General features: G+C 67.2%; 13 protein-coding genes, 1 tRNA gene and 1 pseudogene. 6 read left to right on the top strand and 9 right to left on the bottom strand.

Features of this window, described 5'->3' with window-relative positions:
- The first annotated feature begins 15 nt into the window (after positions 1-15).
- Positions 16-927: an NAD(+) diphosphatase gene (gene nudC / locus OYT95_RS04605; protein ID WP_112299318.1), complete on the top strand. Its 912-nt coding sequence runs from the start codon at positions 16-18 to the stop codon at positions 925-927.
- On the opposite strand, the gene OYT95_RS04600 is transcribed toward nudC, so the two are convergent.
- Positions 924-1,178, bottom strand: coding sequence for a mycoredoxin (locus tag OYT95_RS04600; RefSeq protein ID WP_037245224.1), 255 nt, complete (start codon positions 1,176-1,178; stop codon positions 924-926). The two genes, nudC and OYT95_RS04600, sit on opposite strands and share 4 nt — an antisense overlap.
- Positions 1,179-1,258: 80 nt before the next feature.
- Here OYT95_RS04600 and OYT95_RS04595 point away from each other — a divergent pair, with 80 nt between their 5' ends.
- On the top strand, positions 1,259-3,397 hold the full coding sequence (locus tag OYT95_RS04595) for an ATP-dependent DNA helicase UvrD2 (protein WP_268792197.1): 2,139 nt from the start codon (positions 1,259-1,261) through the stop codon (positions 3,395-3,397).
- 451 nt (positions 3,398-3,848) lie between these two features.
- Positions 3,849-4,190, top strand: a complete 342-nt coding sequence (locus OYT95_RS04590; protein WP_016883149.1) for a WhiB family transcriptional regulator — start codon at positions 3,849-3,851, stop codon at positions 4,188-4,190.
- A gap of 86 nt (positions 4,191-4,276) precedes the next feature.
- Here OYT95_RS04590 and OYT95_RS04585 read toward each other — a convergent pair whose 3' ends face one another.
- From OYT95_RS04585 to OYT95_RS04575, 3 genes are all read right to left on the bottom strand, one after another.
- On the bottom strand, positions 4,277-5,632 hold the full coding sequence (locus tag OYT95_RS04585; RefSeq protein ID WP_037245231.1) for an ABC1 kinase family protein: 1,356 nt from the start codon (positions 5,630-5,632) through the stop codon (positions 4,277-4,279).
- A complete protein-coding gene (locus tag OYT95_RS04580) occupies positions 5,629-6,522 on the bottom strand; it encodes a hypothetical protein (protein ID WP_037245235.1) in 894 nt (297 codons plus the stop codon). Before OYT95_RS04580 ends, OYT95_RS04585 begins: the two co-directional genes overlap by 4 nt.
- 119 nt (positions 6,523-6,641) lie before the next feature.
- On the bottom strand, positions 6,642-8,069 hold the full coding sequence (locus tag OYT95_RS04575) for a zinc-dependent metalloprotease (protein ID WP_112299321.1): 1,428 nt from the start codon (positions 8,067-8,069) through the stop codon (positions 6,642-6,644).
- A 113-nt stretch (positions 8,070-8,182) separates the two neighbouring features.
- Between OYT95_RS04575 and OYT95_RS04570 the strand changes: the two genes are divergently transcribed.
- Entirely contained in the window at positions 8,183-9,205 is a 1,023-nt protein-coding gene (locus OYT95_RS04570) for a YlbL family protein (protein WP_037245239.1), read from the top strand.
- Between the two features lie 4 nt (positions 9,206-9,209).
- On the opposite strand, the gene OYT95_RS04565 is transcribed toward OYT95_RS04570, so the two are convergent.
- Complete coding sequence (locus OYT95_RS04565) at positions 9,210-9,821, bottom strand: PPA1309 family protein (protein WP_037245242.1); 612 nt, start codon at positions 9,819-9,821, stop codon at positions 9,210-9,212.
- Positions 9,822-9,975: 154 nt separating this feature from the next.
- On the opposite strand from OYT95_RS04565, the gene OYT95_RS04560 reads away from it, so the two are divergent.
- Entirely contained in the window at positions 9,976-12,954 is a 2,979-nt protein-coding gene (locus OYT95_RS04560) for a UPF0182 family protein (RefSeq protein ID WP_081792787.1), read from the top strand.
- A 78-nt stretch (positions 12,955-13,032) separates the two neighbouring features.
- Here OYT95_RS04560 and OYT95_RS04555 read toward each other — a convergent pair whose 3' ends face one another.
- Both OYT95_RS04555 and OYT95_RS04550 read right to left on the bottom strand, forming a co-directional pair.
- Complete coding sequence (locus OYT95_RS04555) at positions 13,033-13,587, bottom strand: transglycosylase family protein (RefSeq protein ID WP_037245245.1); 555 nt, start codon at positions 13,585-13,587, stop codon at positions 13,033-13,035.
- Positions 13,588-14,065: 478 nt separating this feature from the next.
- A pseudogene (locus OYT95_RS04550) lies at positions 14,066-14,395 on the bottom strand (transglycosylase family protein); the annotation flags it as partial.
- A 440-nt stretch (positions 14,396-14,835) separates the two neighbouring features.
- Here OYT95_RS04550 and OYT95_RS04545 point away from each other — a divergent pair.
- A tRNA-Met gene (locus OYT95_RS04545) sits at positions 14,836-14,912 on the top strand.
- 73 nt (positions 14,913-14,985) lie between these two features.
- Here the strand turns inward: OYT95_RS04545 and OYT95_RS04540 are convergent.
- Together OYT95_RS04540 and OYT95_RS04535 are read right to left on the bottom strand one after the other, a co-directional pair.
- A complete protein-coding gene (locus tag OYT95_RS04540) occupies positions 14,986-15,630 on the bottom strand; it encodes a GntR family transcriptional regulator (RefSeq protein ID WP_005240192.1) in 645 nt (214 codons plus the stop codon).
- A 112-nt stretch (positions 15,631-15,742) separates the two neighbouring features.
- On the bottom strand, positions 15,743-16,798 hold the full coding sequence (locus tag OYT95_RS04535; RefSeq protein ID WP_268790876.1) for an isopenicillin N synthase family dioxygenase: 1,056 nt from the start codon (positions 16,796-16,798) through the stop codon (positions 15,743-15,745).
- Between the last annotated feature and the right edge of the window lie 15 nt (positions 16,799-16,813).

Here is a 16,813-nt window from a genome sequence, read left to right as displayed (position 1 = left end):
AGTAGTGTCGACGGCGTGACTGCATTCCGGCTGAACGACACCCCGCTCCTGTCCCGCTCCGCTGTCGGCCGGGCCGAGGAATTGCGTTCGGACACGGACGCGCTGCGAGCGGGCTGGCGGGATGCGCTGCTGCTGCGCGTCAATCACCGCGGACAGGTGCGGGTGGGCGACGAGGGCCTGGTGTTCGCGGACGCCACCGAACTCGGCCCCGAACCGCAACGGGGGGCGGTGTTCCTCGGCATCCGCAAGGACCGGCACGTGTGGGCGGTGCGAGTGCAGGCGCTGACCGGCGAGCTGGCCGATCTCCGGACGCTGGGCGGGACGCTGGACGATGCGGACGCCGGCGTGCTCACCGGGGCCCTCGCGATGCTCAACTGGCACGACAGCGCAGGCTTCAGCGCACTCGACGGCGCCCCGTCGGAGCCGACGATGTCGGGGTGGTCGCGGATCTCGACGAGCACCGGGCACGAGGAATTTCCTCGCACCGATCCGGCGGTCATCTGCCTCGTGCACGACGGCGGAGATCGGGTCCTGCTGGCCCGGCAGCCCACGTGGCCGGCGCGGCGGTTCTCGATCCTGGCCGGATTCGTCGAGGCCGGCGAATCGCTCGAGACGTGCGTCGTCCGGGAGATCAAGGAAGAAGTGGGTGTCGACGTCCGTGACGTCCGCTACCTCGGTAGCCAGCCGTGGCCGTTTCCCCGTTCGGTGATGATCGGGTTCGCGGCCGTGGGCGATCCCGACGCCCCGCTGACGTTCGCGGACGGCGAGATCGCCGAGGCCCGCTGGTTCACCCGGGACGAGGTGCGCACGGCACTCGAACTCGGCGACTGGGCGTCGGACACCGACGCCCCGCTGCTGCTCCCGGGTTCGATTTCCATCGCGCGCGGAATCATCGAGTCCTGGGCGGGAGCAGCGACGGAGTCCTAGACGCCGAGGAGCTTCTTGACCTGCGACAACGACGGGTTGGTCGCGGTGCTGCCGTCGGCGAACTTGACGGTGGGGACGACATGGTTGCCGCCGTTGACGCTGCCGACGAACTCTGCCGATGCCGGATCGTCCTCGATGTCGATCTCCACGTAGCCGATGCCGGATTCGTCCAGCTGCGTCTTCAGGCGCCGGCAGTAGCCGCACCAGGTGGTGGAGTAGATGGTCAGGGCGGGGGTGTCGGTAGCAGTCACGGCGGATATAACACCACGACGCCGTCGTGTGTTCCCACTGCGGTGTTCGTCCGCTTCGCGCCGTGTCGGTTGCCCCTGTCATGATGGACGCCATGTCAGCAGCCGGCGCAGCAGAGGTGACGAGTACCGGTCTCGATCCCGAACAGTCCGCAGCAGTACTCGCACCCCGGGGTCCGGTGTGTGTGCTGGCGGGGGCCGGAACAGGGAAGACCCGGACCATCACCCGGCGTATCGCGCACCTCGTGGCCAGCGGACACGTCGCGGCGGGGCAGGTGCTGGCGGTGACGTTCACGGCCCGCGCGGCAGGCGAGATGCGCGGCCGGCTGCGCAGCCTGGGGATCGGTGACGGGGGAGCGCAGGTCCAGGCGCGCACGTTCCACGCCGCCGCGCTGCGACAGCTGAGGTACTTCTGGCCGCAGGTGATCGGCGACACGGAGTGGCGGCTGCTGGACCGCAAGTTCGCGGTCGTGTCGTCCGCCGCCGGGCGGGTCGGGCTGTCCACCAGCACGGAAAGCGTCCGCGACCTGGCGAGCGAGATCGAGTGGGCCAAGGCCTCGCTGATCGCGCCGGAGGACTACCCGCGAGCGGTGGCGAAGTTACGCCGGGAGGCGCCGGTCGACGCCGCGAAGGTCGCCGAGGTGTATCACGGCTACGAGCAGCTCAAGGCCCGCGGCCAGGACGGGATGCTTCTCGACTTCGACGATCTCCTGCTCCACACGGCGGCGGCCCTCGAGGAGCATTCGGCTGTCGCGGAGGAGTTCCGCGACCGTTACCGGTGCTTCGTCGTGGACGAGTACCAGGACGTCACTCCGCTGCAGCAGCGTGTCCTCGACGCGTGGCTCGGGGAGCGGGACGACCTCACCGTCGTCGGTGACGCCAACCAGACCATCTACTCGTTCACCGGCGCCACACCCAATTACCTGCTCGACTTCTCACGCCGGTTCCCCGAGGCCACCGTCGTGCGTCTCGAGCGCGACTACCGATCGACCCCCGAGGTCGTGTCGATGGCGAACCGGGTGATCGGAGCGGCCCGCGGCAGGATCGCGGGCACCCGTCTGCAGCTGATCGGCCAACGCGATTCCGGGCCGGAGCCGAGTTTCGTCGAGTTCGACGACGAGCCGGCGGAGGCCGCCGGGGTGGCGCGCACGATCAAGCGGCTCATCGCGTCCGGCACGCCGGCCGCGGAGATCGCGGTGCTGTACCGGATCAACGCCCAGTCCGAGGTGCACGAGCAGGCGCTGACCAAACTCGACATCCCGTACCAGGTGCGGGGCGGAGAAGGGTTCTTCACGCGTACCGAGGTGCGCCAGGCGGTGGCGGCGCTGCGCCAGGCCGCAGGCCGCGACGACCTGCCGGATGCGGTCGGCGCCGACCTGGTCACGCTCGTCCGAGCCGTCCTCGCCCCGCTGGGGCTGACGGACGCGGAGCCGGCGGGTGCACAGGCTCGCGATCGGTGGTCGTCGCTGTCGGCGCTGGTCGCGCTCACCGAGGAGCAGCTGACCCAGGACCCGGAGTTGACGCTCGACGCGCTGTTGCGCGAACTGAGTCTGCGGGCCGAGGCACGGCACCCACCCGTCGTACAGGGTGTGACACTCGCGTCCCTGCACGCCGCCAAGGGGCTCGAGTGGGACGCCGTGTTCCTCGTCGGGCTCACCGACGGAACGCTGCCCATTCAGCACGTGCTCGGCGACTCCAACTCGGCACCGGACGAAGCGGCCGTCGAGGAGGAGCGCCGGTTGCTGTACGTCGGCGTGACCCGCGCCCGGGAGCACCTGCAGATGTCGTGGGCGCTGTCCCGGAACGAGGGCGGCCGCAAGTCGCGGCGTCGTTCGCGGTTCCTGCACGGACTCATCCCCGAAGATTCCCCTGCCTCGCGGATCGCAGCGCCCATCAAGAGCAACAAGAAGCGTCCACGGTGCCGGCTGTGCGGAAAACCGCTGATCGGGACGACCGCGACCATGCTCGGTCGCTGCGAGGGGTGCCCGTCGAACGTCGACGTCGAATTGCTCGAATCGCTGCGGTCGTGGCGGCTGGAGAAGTCGCGGGAGCTGAAGGTCCCGGCGTACGTGGTGTTCAGCGACAACACGTTGACGGCCCTCGCCGAGCAGCGGCCGCAGGACGATCGCGGGCTCGTCGCGATCCCCGGGATCGGTGCGAAGAAGCTCGAGCAGTTCGGCGAGGACGTCCTCGGTGTGATCAAGGGAAGCGGTAGTCCCTGAACGACTCCCACGCCGCAGGGGAGTAGCGCGCATCACTGCAGGTCAAAAATAGGTTGTGCGGTTCTGGAGAATTGCCTACTGTGGTTTCAGTGCGCGGGGAGACCCGTGTGGTTCACATCGGATCGAGAAGAAATGGAGGTGGCAGTGAAATGACGAAGTTCCAAGCACATGAGACGGCAGTCGCTGCTGCCTCCGCACTGTTCGGCATGAACGCGGCGGAAACGGCACCGGCGATCGTCTGGTCGGCAGCCCGTCGTCGTCCCGCAGCAGCAGTCGAGTCCGTGTATCGGAGTTGTCGAGGAATCCCTCGGTAGACCAACTCCCACCGTCTTTTCAAGGCCACGGACCCGCATCGCGGACCGTGGCCTTTGTAGTTCGAGCACCCTTCCCGCTCGCAGCCTCGGCTCTGGTTCGCACCCATTTCATCGAACCGAAGAGATTGACCGTCGCAATGAGAGCAGAGGAGAAGGACGTGTCTACCGTGACATGCCGAGGGGTATCCGAAACCTCAACCGCCACAAGCGGATTTGTTCAGATAGTGTCCGCGCGTGGTGACCTGCCCTGCCGGGTCGATGATCCCGACCTGTGGTTTGCGGACTCTCCCACCGAGCTGGAACAGGCGAAGGCGCTGTGCGCGTCCTGCCCGATCCGCTCCCGCTGCCTCGACGCGGCCCTCGACCGGGGTGAGCCGTGGGGCGTGTGGGGTGGGGAGATCTTCGACCAGGGTGTCGTGATCGCCCGCAAGCGTCCCCGGGGACGTCCGCGCAAGACTCAGACTCTGGTCTGTGCGTAGGAACCGGTACGGGGCGGGAGAATTCGGGCGTTCGCCCGGCCACTCACACGAGTGGGCCGGGCGGACGCCCGTTCTGTGTGTTCGGGTCAGACGGTGTCTTCGTCCTCGGGGGCGGGCTCGGCGAACCCGGGGAGCCACCGCGTGAGGATCTCCATGTACGGCGCGTATGCGTCCAGCTGAGCGCAGATTCCCACCGAGCCGACGAGAACCCGGAAGATCATCAGATATTCCGCCGGCAGATTCAGTGCCCGTGCCGTCCGGAACTGCGCACTGTTGAAGTCGGTCGCGGAACCCGCGGCCTTCTGCAACCAGGCGCGGGTGAAGTGGAACGATTCGGTACGGATCGGGTCGGTGACCGGACGCAGGTAGTCCGCGATCTCCTTGTCGGTGACCGTTCGGCCGGGCAGAACGAATCCGTTGGCGTGCAGCAACTCCGTCAGTTCGTCGAACTGCTCGTGGAGCGCCAGCCGGACCATGGCCCCGAGCACCGGGGGAAGGCCGTGCGGAAACGGTGCCGCGGCACCGAAATCGATGACACCGAGGCGGCCGTCGCTGTGCAGCATGAAGTTACCCGGATGCGGGTCGCAGTGGAGCAGGCCGACGCGGGTGGGGGAGGCGAAGTGGAACTCCGCGAGCAGTGCGCCCGCGGTGTTGCGTTCTTCGGGGGTGCCATCGGCGATGATGGCGGACAGCGGCTTCGCCGACATCCATTCGGTGACCACCACCTTGGGGGCACTCGCGACCACGTGCGGAATCGCGAACTGCGGATCGCCGTCGTACACCTTGGCGAAGCGGCGCTGATTGTTCGCCTCGATGCGGTAGTCGAGTTCTTCCTCGGTGCGGGCCGTGAACTCGTCGATGACCGGGCGCACGTCGACGCCTGGCATGACCGAGGCGAACAGACCCGCGAACCGGCCGAGCGTCTTCAGGTCGGCGCGCAGGGCTTCGTCGGCGCCCGGGTACTGAACTTTGACGGCCACGTCACGACCGTCGGCCCACACCGCGCGGTGCACCTGGCCGATGCTGGCCGATGCGGTCGGGGTGTCGTCGAACGACTGGAATCGGTCACGCCACTTGGTGCCCAGCTGCTGGTCGAGCATTCGGTGGACGGCCCGCGCGGGTAGGGGAGGCGCCTGCGCCTGCAGCTTGTTCAGCGATTCACGGTACGGTTCCGCGAACTCCTCGGGGATCGCCGCCTCCATGACGCTGAGCGCCTGCCCCAGTTTCATGGCGCCGCCCTTGAGTTCGCCGAGGACCGCGAACAATTGCTCGGCGGCCTTCGCGCTCAGCTGGGCGTCGATCTCGTCCTTGTCGCCGCCGGTCAGCTTCCGGCCGAAGCCCATCGCAGCACGCCCCGCGATCCCCAACGGGATGCTCGCGAGTTTGGCGGTGCGGGCGGAACTCCTGCGGGGGATGTCGGACACCCCACCATCATGCATCATGACCGAAGCCTGTTCGATTCGCCCACAGCGGGTGCCAGGTACGTGCAGCTGCAGCTCGCGTGCCGCGGCCAGCGCCGGGTCACCAGCCGGTGCGCGCCGAGATCGATCTCGAGCGTCGCGTCGAGGCTGCTGGGCGGCGCACCTCGCGGTGCGGCCAAGACGGCCTCGAGCTGGCCGAGTGCGACCGCGGCCGTGGCCATGATCACGGCGGGGCTGGCGTGCCCGACCGCCCCGAGTAGCTGAGCGGACAGGTGCGGCCAGTCCTCGTCGTACGCGGCGCGGAGGAGGTCGGCGCACCGCAGGCAGCTGGTGTGGCCCGGGAGCACGAGCGGGCCGACCACACCACGACCGTCACGCAGCCGGACCTGCAGGTGCGGTATCCCGTTCTGGACCAGATCCGCGACGAGCCGAGGTTCCGCCACCAGGTCGTCCGCGAGCACGACGCACAGGGCGTTCCACCGCCGGACGTCGGCGTCGGCGGAATATCGGAAGGAGCGTGAAACCCGGATGCCGCCGTCCGTGAGCCCGGCCGACACCGCATCCGACAGCGGTCCGCGCCCGTGCACGCGGATGGTGATCGTGTCCGCGACGGGGGACGTGCCGGCGACATCGATCAGCCCGGCCCGGTCGAGGTCGCCGAGAAGCTTCGACACGTCCGTGGGCGCCAGGCCGTACCCGACGGCAGTCCACAGGATGTGCGGCCGCGAGTTCTTGCCGTCGAGCAGTCGGACGACGGCGAGGAGTTGCTCGGTCCGGACCCCGGGCGGCGGCGAGAGAACGAGCGCGCGCTCGGGATCCCAGCCGAACTGCACGCGCCCGTCGGGGCGGACGAGTACGGCGATCCGGGGATCGAGAGTGACACCGACGTGGGGTGTGGGCTGGATGGTCACACGCTGAGGATCGCAGGCCACACGCGGGCGTCGGCCCGGAAAACACGGGTTGTCCACAGGCCGAAACGTACTTCGACCTGTGGGTTTCCCGTTATCTACAAACTGGTGGGATCAGGTGGTCAGGATTCGGACTCGTCGTCCTTGCCGGACTTGCCGCGTTCGGCCTCCTCGGCCCGCTCGCGGGCCTCGGTTGCCTCCAGCTGCGCCATCGGATTGTCGAAATCGCCGCCGTCGCCGCCGCCGAGTACACGTTGGACGAACGCATCCGGGCTGTCGAGATCGGACGAGTCGGGCAACAGGTCGGGGTGTGCCCACACACCGTCACGGGCGTCGACGGTCGACTCGGACGTGAGGCGAGTCCACAGCTGCGCGGCCTCCCGGACCTTTCGGGGACGCAGTTCGAGTCCGACGAGCGTGGCGAACGTCTGCTCGGCGGGTCCGCCGGTCGCACGCCTCCGGCGCAGCGTCTCACTGAGGGCCGCGACACCGGGGAGGCGGTCGTTCAGCGCCGACGCGACGACGACCTCGACCCAGCCCTCGATGAGGGCGAGCAGCGTCTCGAGTCGCTCGAGTGCCTGCTTCTGCTCGGGTGTGGTCTGCGGTTCGAACGCCCCCTGCTGCAGGATGTTCTCGAGCTGCGACGGATCGGTCAACGCGGACGGGTCGAGTCCCTTCGCCATGTCCTCGATGGCCGAGAAATCCATCGTGATGCCGCGGGCGTACTCCTCGACGGTGGCGAGGAGACGCTGACGCAGCCACGGGACGTGGCTGTACAGGCGCTGGTAGGCGGCCTCACGCGCGGCGAGGAAAACGAGGATTTCGCGGTCGGGCTGCTCGAGCCCCTTGCTGAACCGCTCCACCGCAGCGGGAAGCAGTGCGCCCGTGCCTGCCGGACCGAGGGGGAGACCGATGTCGGTGGAGGTGAGTACCTCCTTCGACAGCTGGCCCAGGGCCTGGCCGAGCTGGGAGCCGAACGCGAGGCCACCCATCTGGCTCATCATGCCGATCATCGGGCCTGCCATCTGCTGCGCTTCTTCGGGCAGTCCCTGCACCCACATGCCGGACACCTTCTCCGCGACGGGGTCGCACAGCCGCTTCCAGGTGTCGAGGGTGTTGTCGAGCCAGTCGTTGGGCGTCCACGCGACCGTCTTCGTCGCGCCCGCGGGCAGCGTCGTCGCGGCGTCGAGCCACAGTTCGGCGAGCCGTGAGGCATCGGCGATCGCCTCGGAGTTGCCCTGGGTGATGGGTGCGACGGACCCCATCTGCTGGCGCGCGAGTTTCTTCGCGATCTCGTAGTTGACCGGGCCGGTCTGCTCACCGGACCCCATCGACGTGCCCATCCCGCTCAGCATCTGGCCGAACTGGGTCAGCATCTGGCCGAGGGCGGCCGGGTCGAAGCCCCCGGCGGGGAAACCACCCGCCCCGAAACCGAAGTCGCCGGAACCGCCCGCGTTCTGGTCGCGGTCGGGCCCGTTCTGATCCCCCGTGTTCTTGTCACGATCGGGATCGTCGTCGGGTTTGGAGAAGCCGAAGGGCGGATTGCTCATGACTCAACGGTACAAGGCGCATGGTTCCGTGGCTGTCCACCTCGTCACGCTGACGGCGAACACGCGGACGGCCGACAGTCGTGTCCGCGGGTTCGCGCTCTACGCTGGTCCAGGTGAATCGACGGATCGTGACGCTTCTGGCTGCGCTGGCCCCGATCGTGGTACTCGGAATTCTCGGCACGGTGATCACGGTGCCGTATGTGGCCCTCGGGCCGGGACCCACGTTCAACACGCTCGGCGAAGTGGGTGGTGAGGAAGTGGTCGCCATCGCGGGAACGGAGGTCGACGACACCACCGGCCACCTCAACATGACGACGGTGGCCGTGCGCGACGACCTCAACGTGTTCGAAGCGTTCGGATTGTGGGCCAGTGGGCGCCAGGGCATCGTCCCCCGTGAGGAGGTCTATCCGCCGGACAAGTCGAAGGACGAGGTCAAGCAGGAGAACGACGCCGACTTCCAGCAGTCGGAGGACAGCGCCGAACTCGCGGCACTCCACTTCCTCGGCAAGCCGGTGGACCTGCGGATCGCCAAGGTCGGTGAGGACGGCCCCTCCCAGGGACTGCTCCGTGAGGGCGACGTGTTGGTGAGTGTCGACGGAAAGCCGGTATCGACGGTCGGTGGCGTGCAGGAGGCGGTGGCCGATGTGCCCCCGAACACCGAGGTGCCGATCGTGATCCGGCGCGACGGCGCCGAGACGACGGTGCGGGTGGTCCTCGGCGCACGCCCGGACGACGAGTCCAAGGGCTACCTGGGGATCACTCCCGAGGAGATCCCGGACGTCCCGTTCACGATCGACTTCAACCTCGCCGACGTGGGCGGCCCCTCGGCAGGGCTCATGTTCACCCTCGCCGTGATCGACAAACTCAGCCCGGGTGAACTCAACGGCGGCAAGTTCGTCGCCGGCACCGGCACGATCGACTCGGACGGCGATGTCGGCCCCATCGGCGGCATCAAGTACAAGTTGATCGCCGCGGAGGAGGCGGGCGCCGAGACGTTCCTCGTGCCGGCGAAGAACTGCGACGAGGCACGCCAGGGCGCACCGGACGGGCTCCGGCTCGTGAAGGTCGAGAATCTCGACGGAGCCGTCGACGCGCTCGAGGCCATCAGCGCCGGAGCCGACGCGCCGCACTGCTGAGCGGTCAGTCGTCCTCGGTCGCGTCGAGGGTGGCGTACAACGCGCTGATGAGATTCGGCGCCAGATCCTCGTAGGTGAGCAGTTCGATCCCGGCGTACGGGTCGGCGTCCTCGTCGGGGCGCAACTGCATCAGGCACAACGACGGTCCGTCGCGCAGCACGGCGGCGATCAACCGGGCGGACCGGCGGTCGGGATGCGACTCGGCCGCGGCCCGCGCGGCGTCGTCGGCGGCGTCCCGATCGGACAGCAGGGGGACGAGCGCGTCGTCGAGATCGGACTCCGCCTCGGGCGGCAGAACGACGATCTCCTGAACGAGGGCGCACCCCACCACGGACTCCGGCCAGCTGGTGGTGGCGAGGAACTCGTCGAGTGCGCGCGACCCGCCGTCGATGTCGTCGGGGAACGGATCCTGTTCCACCGGGGTCAATTCCGCACCGTCGGCGAGTTGGTCGAGCAGGCTGGGTTCGGCGGCCGCGAGCAGTTCGGTCGGGACGAGTGCGAACATCTGGGGCGGCTGATCCCACCCTCCGGCATCGACGAATTCGATCACCTCGCGCACACAGCGGGCGAGGGCGTCCGTCTCTGGGTTCACATTCTCTTCACTCACGAGACCCATCTTCGCACCCCCGGAACAGGACCGACGGCCGCATCTCTCGGTTGTTACGTAGAGTGGGACGAAACGGTCACGCCCTCGCTGTTCGGGTGTGGACGAACGAACGGTGCAGTTGATCGCGGCGCGACAGCGTCGCCGAGTTCTTGGAGTGTGGCACGTGGGCATGCGGCCCCCCGCAGGTTTACCGTCGTTGTCCAAACGCAGCCGAGTGCTGCTGGTGCTGGCGCTTGTCGTCGCGGCCCTGTTGCTGGTGGGCCCTCGGCTCATCAGTACCTACACGGACTGGTTGTGGTTCGGTGAGGTCGGATTCCGTGGTGTCTTCACCACGGTTCTCGTCACCCGCCTGCTCCTCTTCCTCGTAGTCGGGGTCGTGGTCGGCGGAATCGTCTGGCTGGCACTGCTGCTCGCCTACCGTTCGCGGCCGGTGTTCGTTCCGGTGTCGGGTCCCAACGATCCGGTGGCGCGGTACCGCACCACGGTGATGACTCGACTGCGCCTGTTCGGCCTGGCCATTCCGATCGCGGTCGGTCTGCTCGCGGGGCTGATCGCCCAGTCCAGCTGGGTGACGGTGCAGTTGTTCGTCAACGGCGGCGCGTTCGGCGTCGCCGATCCCGAGTTCGGTCTCGACGTCGGCTTCTACACGTTCGATCTGCCGTTCTACCGTTTCGTCCTCAACTGGCTGTTCGTCGCCGTTCTACTGGCGTTCTTCGCGAGCCTGGTGACGCACTACATCTTCGGCGGGCTGAAGCTGGCGGGCCGGGGCGGGGCGCTGACCAATGCGGCGCGAGTCCAGTTGGCGGTCCTCGCGGGAACGTTCATTCTCCTCAAGGCCGTCGCGTACTGGTTCGACCGCTACTCACTGCTGTCGAGCAGCCGCAAGGAACCCACGTTCACCGGTGGTAGCTACACCGATATGAATGCGGTGCTGCAGGCGAAGCTGATCCTCCTGGCCATCGCGGTCATCTGCGCGGGCGCGTTCTTCGCGGCGATCTTCCTCCGCGATCTGCGGATTCCCGCAATGGCGACAGCGCTTCTCGTGCTCTCCTCGATCCTGGTCGGCGCCGTGTGGCCGCTCGTGGTGGAGCAGTTCTCGGTGCGCCCCAACGCCGCCGACAAGGAGAGCGCGTACATCGAGCGGAACATCGCCGCCACGCGGCAGGCGTACGGCATCACCGACGACAAGGTCGAGTACCAGGACTATCAGGGGTACGGAACGAAGCCGCCGCGGGACGTGCCGGCTGACGTCACCACCATCGAGAACACGCGACTGCTCGATCCGAACATCCTGTCGCGGACGTTCACCCAGCAGCAGCAGTTGAAGAACTTCTACGGTTTCCCGCCGACGCTCGACATCGACCGGTACGACATCGACGGGCAGTTGCGGGACTACATCGTCGCGGCCCGCGAGTTGTCGTCCAAGAGCCTGACGGGTAACCAGACGGACTGGATCAACAAGCACACCGTCTACACGCACGGCAACGGACTGGTCGCGGCCCCCGCGAACCGGGTGAACGCCGCTGCCGGCGAGTCCGCGGAGGAAGCCGCCAACAGCAACAGCGGTTACCCCGTCTACATGGTCAGCGACATCGCCTCGCAGGAGGCGGGTAATCAGGTCATTCCGGTCGAGCAGCCGCGCATCTATTACGGCGAGGTCATCGCCGACACGGACGCCGACTACGCGATCGTCGGCGGATCCGAAGGTTCGGATCCGCGGGAGTACGACACCGACACCTCGCGCTACACGTACACCGGTTCGGGTGGCGTGCCGATCGGCAACTGGTTCAACCGGCTGGCGTTCGCGGCCAAGTACACCGAGCGCAACATCCTGTTCTCCGGCGCCATCGGTTCGGATTCCAAGATCATCTACAACCGTGACCCGCGGGACCGGGTCACACATGTCGCCCCGTGGCTGACCGCGGACGGCGACTCGTACCCGGCCGTCGTCGACGGCAAGGTCGTGTGGATCGTGGACGCGTACACGACGTTGCAGGACTACCCGTACGCCCAGCGCAGTTCGCTCGACGGACTCGTCGAGGACAGCATCGACCAGAACACCGGCCGCCTGCTGCCCCGCAAGGAGGTGTCCTACATCCGCAACTCGGTGAAGGCCACCGTCGATGCGTACGACGGCACCGTGAAGCTCTACCAGGTGGACCAGAACGATCCGGTCCTAGATGCGTGGATGGGTGTGTTCCCGGATGCGGTTCAGCCGGCGGACTCGATTCCCGACGAACTGCGTGCGCACTTCCGCTATCCCGAGGACCTGTTCAAGGTGCAGCGCGAGATGCTCGCCAAGTACCACGTGGACGATCCGAAGGAGTTCTTCACCAACAACGCGTTCTGGTCGGTGCCGAGCGATCCCACGATCGACACGAGCGCGAACCAGCCGCCGTACTACGTGCTGGTCGGTGATCCCGAGACCGGGAAACCGTCGTTCAATCTGACCAGTGCGATGGTGGGTTACAGTCGCGAGTTCCTGTCCGCATATCTGTCGGTGAAATCGGATCCGGACAACTACGGCAAGTTCACGGTGCTCCAGTTGCCGACGGACACGCAGACCCAGGGTCCGCAGCAGACGCAGAACTCGATGATCTCGGATCCACGGGTGGCGTCGGAGAGAACCCTGCTCGAGAGATCGAACAAGATTCAGTACGGCAACCTGCTGACCTTGCCGATCGCGGACGGCGGCATTCTCTACGTCGAACCGATGTATACGGAGCGAAGTTCGACGGGCCCGAACACGTCGACGTTCCCGCAGCTGTCCCGAGTGCTGGTGAGCTACCGCGAGCCGCCGCCGAGTAACAGTGTGCGCGTCGGGTACGCCCCGACGTTGGCGCAGGCGCTCGACCAGGTGTTCGGTGCCGGCACGGGCTCGGTGGCGACGGCACCCAGTGCGGAAGAAGGGACTCCTCCGGAGACCGGCACCACGCCGCCGGTCGATCAGGGCGCGGCCCCGGCGCCGACCGCCCCGGCGACACCGCCGTCCGGAACGGACGTCTCGGCGGCGGTGGCGGAGCTGGACGCCTCGCTCGACGCCTTGACGTCGGCGCAGCGCAGCGGTGACTTCGCGGCCTACGGCGCAGCCCTCGCTCGCGTCCAGAAGGCGGTTGCCGCGTACGAGGCGATCCCGAAGTAAGGGCGCTTCAGCCGCAGAGAGAACGAGGCCCTGTCATCCGGTTCGGATGACAGGGCCTCGTCGTATCTGATCGGAAGATCAGCGCAGTGCGTCGACCAACTGCGGGTTGGCGTCCACCAGCTGCTGGAACTGCTGTCCGTAGCCGTTCTGATCGGCGACCTGACGCGCGGCGTCGAGCGCCTGCTGTGCGGCGGGCTGGACCGGGGCGGGTGCCTGGACCTGAGCCGGAGCCGCGGGGGCGGGAGCCGGGGTGGGCTCCGGTGCGGGGGCGGGGGCCTCGGCGACGTCGCCGCCACCGGTGGACAGGTACTGACCGCACACCGGCCATGCACCCTGGCCCTGGGTCGCGAGAACGTTCTCGGCGACGCGGACCTGCTCGGCCTTGCTGGCGTTCGATGCCGAGCCGGTGCCGCCGTTGGCCTCCCAGGTGCTCTGCGAGAACTGCAGGCCGCCGTAGTAGCCGTTTCCGGTGTTGATTCCCCAGTTGCCGCCGCTCTCGCACTGGGCGACGCCGTCCCAGTTGTGGGAAGCGGCGGACGCGGTGCCGGTGCTCAGTCCGAGGGGGACGGCGACGACGGCTCCGGTGACGGCGATCCAGCCGAGGGCACGCTTGCTGATGCTGTGATTGGTCATGCGGGGTCAATCCTCTCCGCGCTTGCTGGCGTGGCCGGCCTGCGGGCGACGACGTTCGCGTCGTCACGCCGGGCTGCGATTCTGTGCCGCGTCCCTGCCCCTCGAAGGTTTCGGGGATTCCGAACCCGCGGGGCAGAGCTAGCAGCGGCGGGCCGGCTTTCGCCCGGTTGTTTCGGGCCGAGAGCGACCGTACGGGAGCTTTGCCCGCAGTTCACCTGGCGAAAATGATGGACAGCTGTCCGGCATCGAAGGCGAATTATCGCTGTCTTTGCAGGTCAGACCATCTCGATATCGTTTCGGCGTCTATTCGTTACCCCGTTGTTATGTGGTGGGGATCACCACGAATTTGTGCAGCGGCTCACGTCGAAATGGCAGGAAAGTGGGCCTCAGTGGTGTAGGGCGAGGCCGCGCAATGCAGGAGTGCCCCCGCGTGCAGTCGTGACTGCGCGCGGGGGCACTCCGAGCAAGGTGTGGATCAGAGGTACTGTCCGCAGACCGGCCAGGCGCCGGGACCCTGGGTCGCCAGGACGTTCTCGGCGACGCGGATCTGCTCCTCGCGCGAGGCGTTGGCAGGCGAGCCGGAGCCGCCGTTCGCCGCCCAGGTGCTGTCGGTGAACTGCAGACCGCCCGAGAAGCCGTTTCCGGTGTCGGCGCCCCAGTTGCCGCTGCTCTCACACGCTGCGACGGCGTCCCAGTCTCCGGAAGCGGCCGATGCGGTGCCGGTGCTCAGGCCGAGCGGCACTCCGATGACTGCTCCGGTGAGTGCGATTGCGCCCATGGTCCGCTTGACGATGCTGGAATTGGTCATGTGGTTGATTCCTCTCCGCGCCTGCTGACGAGGTGGTGGTGCAGTGACGGCTGGTGTGCCGAACCGCTTTTCGATCTGTCCTCGTCCCTGCCCCTCGAGGTGTCGGGATTCCGAATCCCGCGGGGGCAGGTCGAGCTGCGGCGGGTCGGCGTTGCCCGGTAGTTTCGGGCTGGCAACGAACGTACGCGGCGATCACGGAATGGTCACGGGTCGATTTTCTGTGACGGGCGTCCAAATACTGGGATGAACGACCCGCGTTTCCCCAGGTCGTCCCCGAAGTTTCAGGTTTCGGCGGCGTTACAGATTTCGTCCAAAATGTGACGAGCGTCATAACGTTTAGGTAACGGATGTGACTCGAGTGGTGCTCAAAGGTTGCTAGCCGGACGCTTTCCGGGCGATTTGCAATCCGTTCGTTCGCTCGTGTAACTTTGTTCATGCAACGCGGGGTGGAGCAGCTCGGTAGCTCGCTGGGCTCATAACCCAGAGGTCGCAGGTTCAAATCCTGTCCCCGCTACCACTGAAGAACCGGCGTCCTGGAATCCAGGACGCCGGTTCTTTTTTGTCTCTGCTCGCCCCCGAGGGGGGCGGTCTCACATACGCGTCGTCCGTACCAGCAACCCCGCCACGTGTGCGCACGCTGCTGCCCGCGCTCCGACCGCGTCGCCGGACTCGATGGCGCCGACGATCCGCTCGTGCTCGGTGACGGCGAGTCTCCGATTCAGATCCGCACTCCACATGTCCGACCGGTACAGATGCGATTGCCCGTCCAACCGCAGGAGGGCTTCGCTGAGCGGCTTGTTGCGGGCGGTTTCCCGGATGAGGGTGTGGAATTCGAGGTCGAGCCGTGAATCGCGGCGTTGATCGGCCGGACTGTCCAGCAGCTCGCGCTGGACCTGCACCATCTTCTTCAATTGCTGCACCGTCTCGTGGGTGGCGGCGGCAGTCGCGTGAAATGCGGCCAGTCCGTCGAGTACCTCGCGGACCTCGAAGACGGCGCGGATCGAGTCCGCGTCGAGCGAATCGACCTTGGCGCCCGCATTGCGGGTGTAGACCGCGATGCCCTCGTAGATGAGTTGCTGCACGGCCTCGCGGACGGGGGTGCGGCTGACGTTCAGTTTCGCGGCCAGCGCGGGAACGCTGAGCGGCGTGCCGGGCGGCAGCTCGCCGGAAAAGATCTGCTCACGAAGAGTGTCGTGAACGGATTCGGTGAGCAGGGCTCGTTCCGTGTGTGTCATCGATCCTTCCGAACCCTTTCCTCGGGGCGGGTCGTGGCCCCTCCGCCCGGCCCGGCTCCTGCGTCGACTCTATTCGATCGCCCGCGGGAGGGCGTCCCACCGGCTGATCCTGCTAGCGGGCGGACAGTACCCGCGCGGCTTCGCGAAGTGCCACAGTCGGTTTGACGCCCGCCTTCAACCCCGCAACCTTGGCCGCGATGTTCTCCGCGACCGTGATCGGCGGGTATCCAGGCTCCCCGTCGACGAGAGTGCCGGGGAGCGGTTCGATCACGGCATCGTGGTTCCCGTCGAAGAAGAACGCTGCGGATCGCCGGCGAATGATCTGTCCGTCGGTGATGGGCGGATTCACCCGGTGCACGGTCGACCGCCACCGGTCGTTGGTCCACCGGGCCATGGCGTCGCCGAGGTTGATCAGAAACGCGTCGTCGGCGGGCTGCGCGTCGTGCCACGCGTTGTCGGAGCCGAGGATCTGCAGGCCGGGAACCTGATCGGCCCAGAGAATCGTGAGAATTCCGAAGTCGGTGTGCGCGCCCATGCCGGTGGCATCGCCGTCGAAGGCGACCTCACCCTCGGGAAGCGCGTAGTTGTTCATCTTCAATGCGTTGATCGAGTGATCGACCATCGCGTCGAAGTATCCCGGTTCCACCCGAAGGGCATCGGTGAACGCGGCCAGGAGAATTCGTGCCAATTCCTGGGCGTGCGTGAAGTATTCCTCCACCGCGCTACGGAAGGACGGGGCGTCGCCGGGCCAGGTGTTGGTGGCGTAACTGGCCTCGGGGAGGTCGAGGTCGGGGTACTCGGTGGTCTCGGTACCGACGATGAACGCTTCGTAGAAGTCGTTCATCCGGTTCGCGGACTGCACCCCGAGGCTCATGCTCAGGGACTCGGACACCGGCGGCGAGTACCCACGATTCTCGGACGAGAAACGCCGGTACTTCTTCTTGGTCTCGAGCGGAAGTCCGAAGAATTCGTCGAGTGCACGGGTCAGGCGATCGACCGTCGCTCCGGGAATCCGGTGACCGACGATCTGCACGAACCCGACCTCGCGGCATGCGGTATCGAGTTCCGCTGCCACGCGGGCGCATTCGGCACTGTTGTGGGCGCGGGCTCCCTCGGCGAGATACGGGCTGATGTCGACGGTCGGGACGATGAACGGGGAGGTGGGCATGACGGCCTTTCGGGG

This window comes from Rhodococcus sp. JS3073 (assembly GCF_026810085.1).
Classification (GTDB): Bacteria; Actinomycetota; Actinomycetes; order Mycobacteriales; family Mycobacteriaceae; genus Rhodococcus_F; species Rhodococcus_F wratislaviensis.
The sequence above is the reverse complement of the archived record's forward strand: the minus strand, read 5'-3'. Positions and strand labels throughout refer to the sequence as shown.

Bases quoted from the DNA above. Each gene is read 5' to 3' on its own strand.
- OYT95_RS04590 (WP_016883149.1), top strand. From the start codon at position 3,849: ATGAGAGCAGAGGAGAAGGACGTGTCTACCGTGACATGCCGAGGGGTA.
- OYT95_RS04565 (WP_037245242.1), bottom strand. From the start codon at position 9,821: ATGGGTCTCGTGAGTGAAGAGAATGTGAACCCAGAGACGGACGCCCTC.
- OYT95_RS04535 (WP_268790876.1), bottom strand. From the start codon at position 16,798: ATGCCCACCTCCCCGTTCATCGTCCCGACCGTCGACATCAGCCCGTAT.
- OYT95_RS04585 (WP_037245231.1), bottom strand. From the start codon at position 5,632: ATGATGCATGATGGTGGGGTGTCCGACATCCCCCGCAGGAGTTCCGCC.
- OYT95_RS04540 (WP_005240192.1), bottom strand. From the start codon at position 15,630: ATGACACACACGGAACGAGCCCTGCTCACCGAATCCGTTCACGACACT.
- OYT95_RS04555 (WP_037245245.1), bottom strand. From the start codon at position 13,587: ATGACCAATCACAGCATCAGCAAGCGTGCCCTCGGCTGGATCGCCGTC.
- OYT95_RS04575 (WP_112299321.1), bottom strand. From the start codon at position 8,069: ATGAGCAATCCGCCCTTCGGCTTCTCCAAACCCGACGACGATCCCGAT.
- OYT95_RS04595 (WP_268792197.1), top strand. From the start codon at position 1,259: ATGATGGACGCCATGTCAGCAGCCGGCGCAGCAGAGGTGACGAGTACC.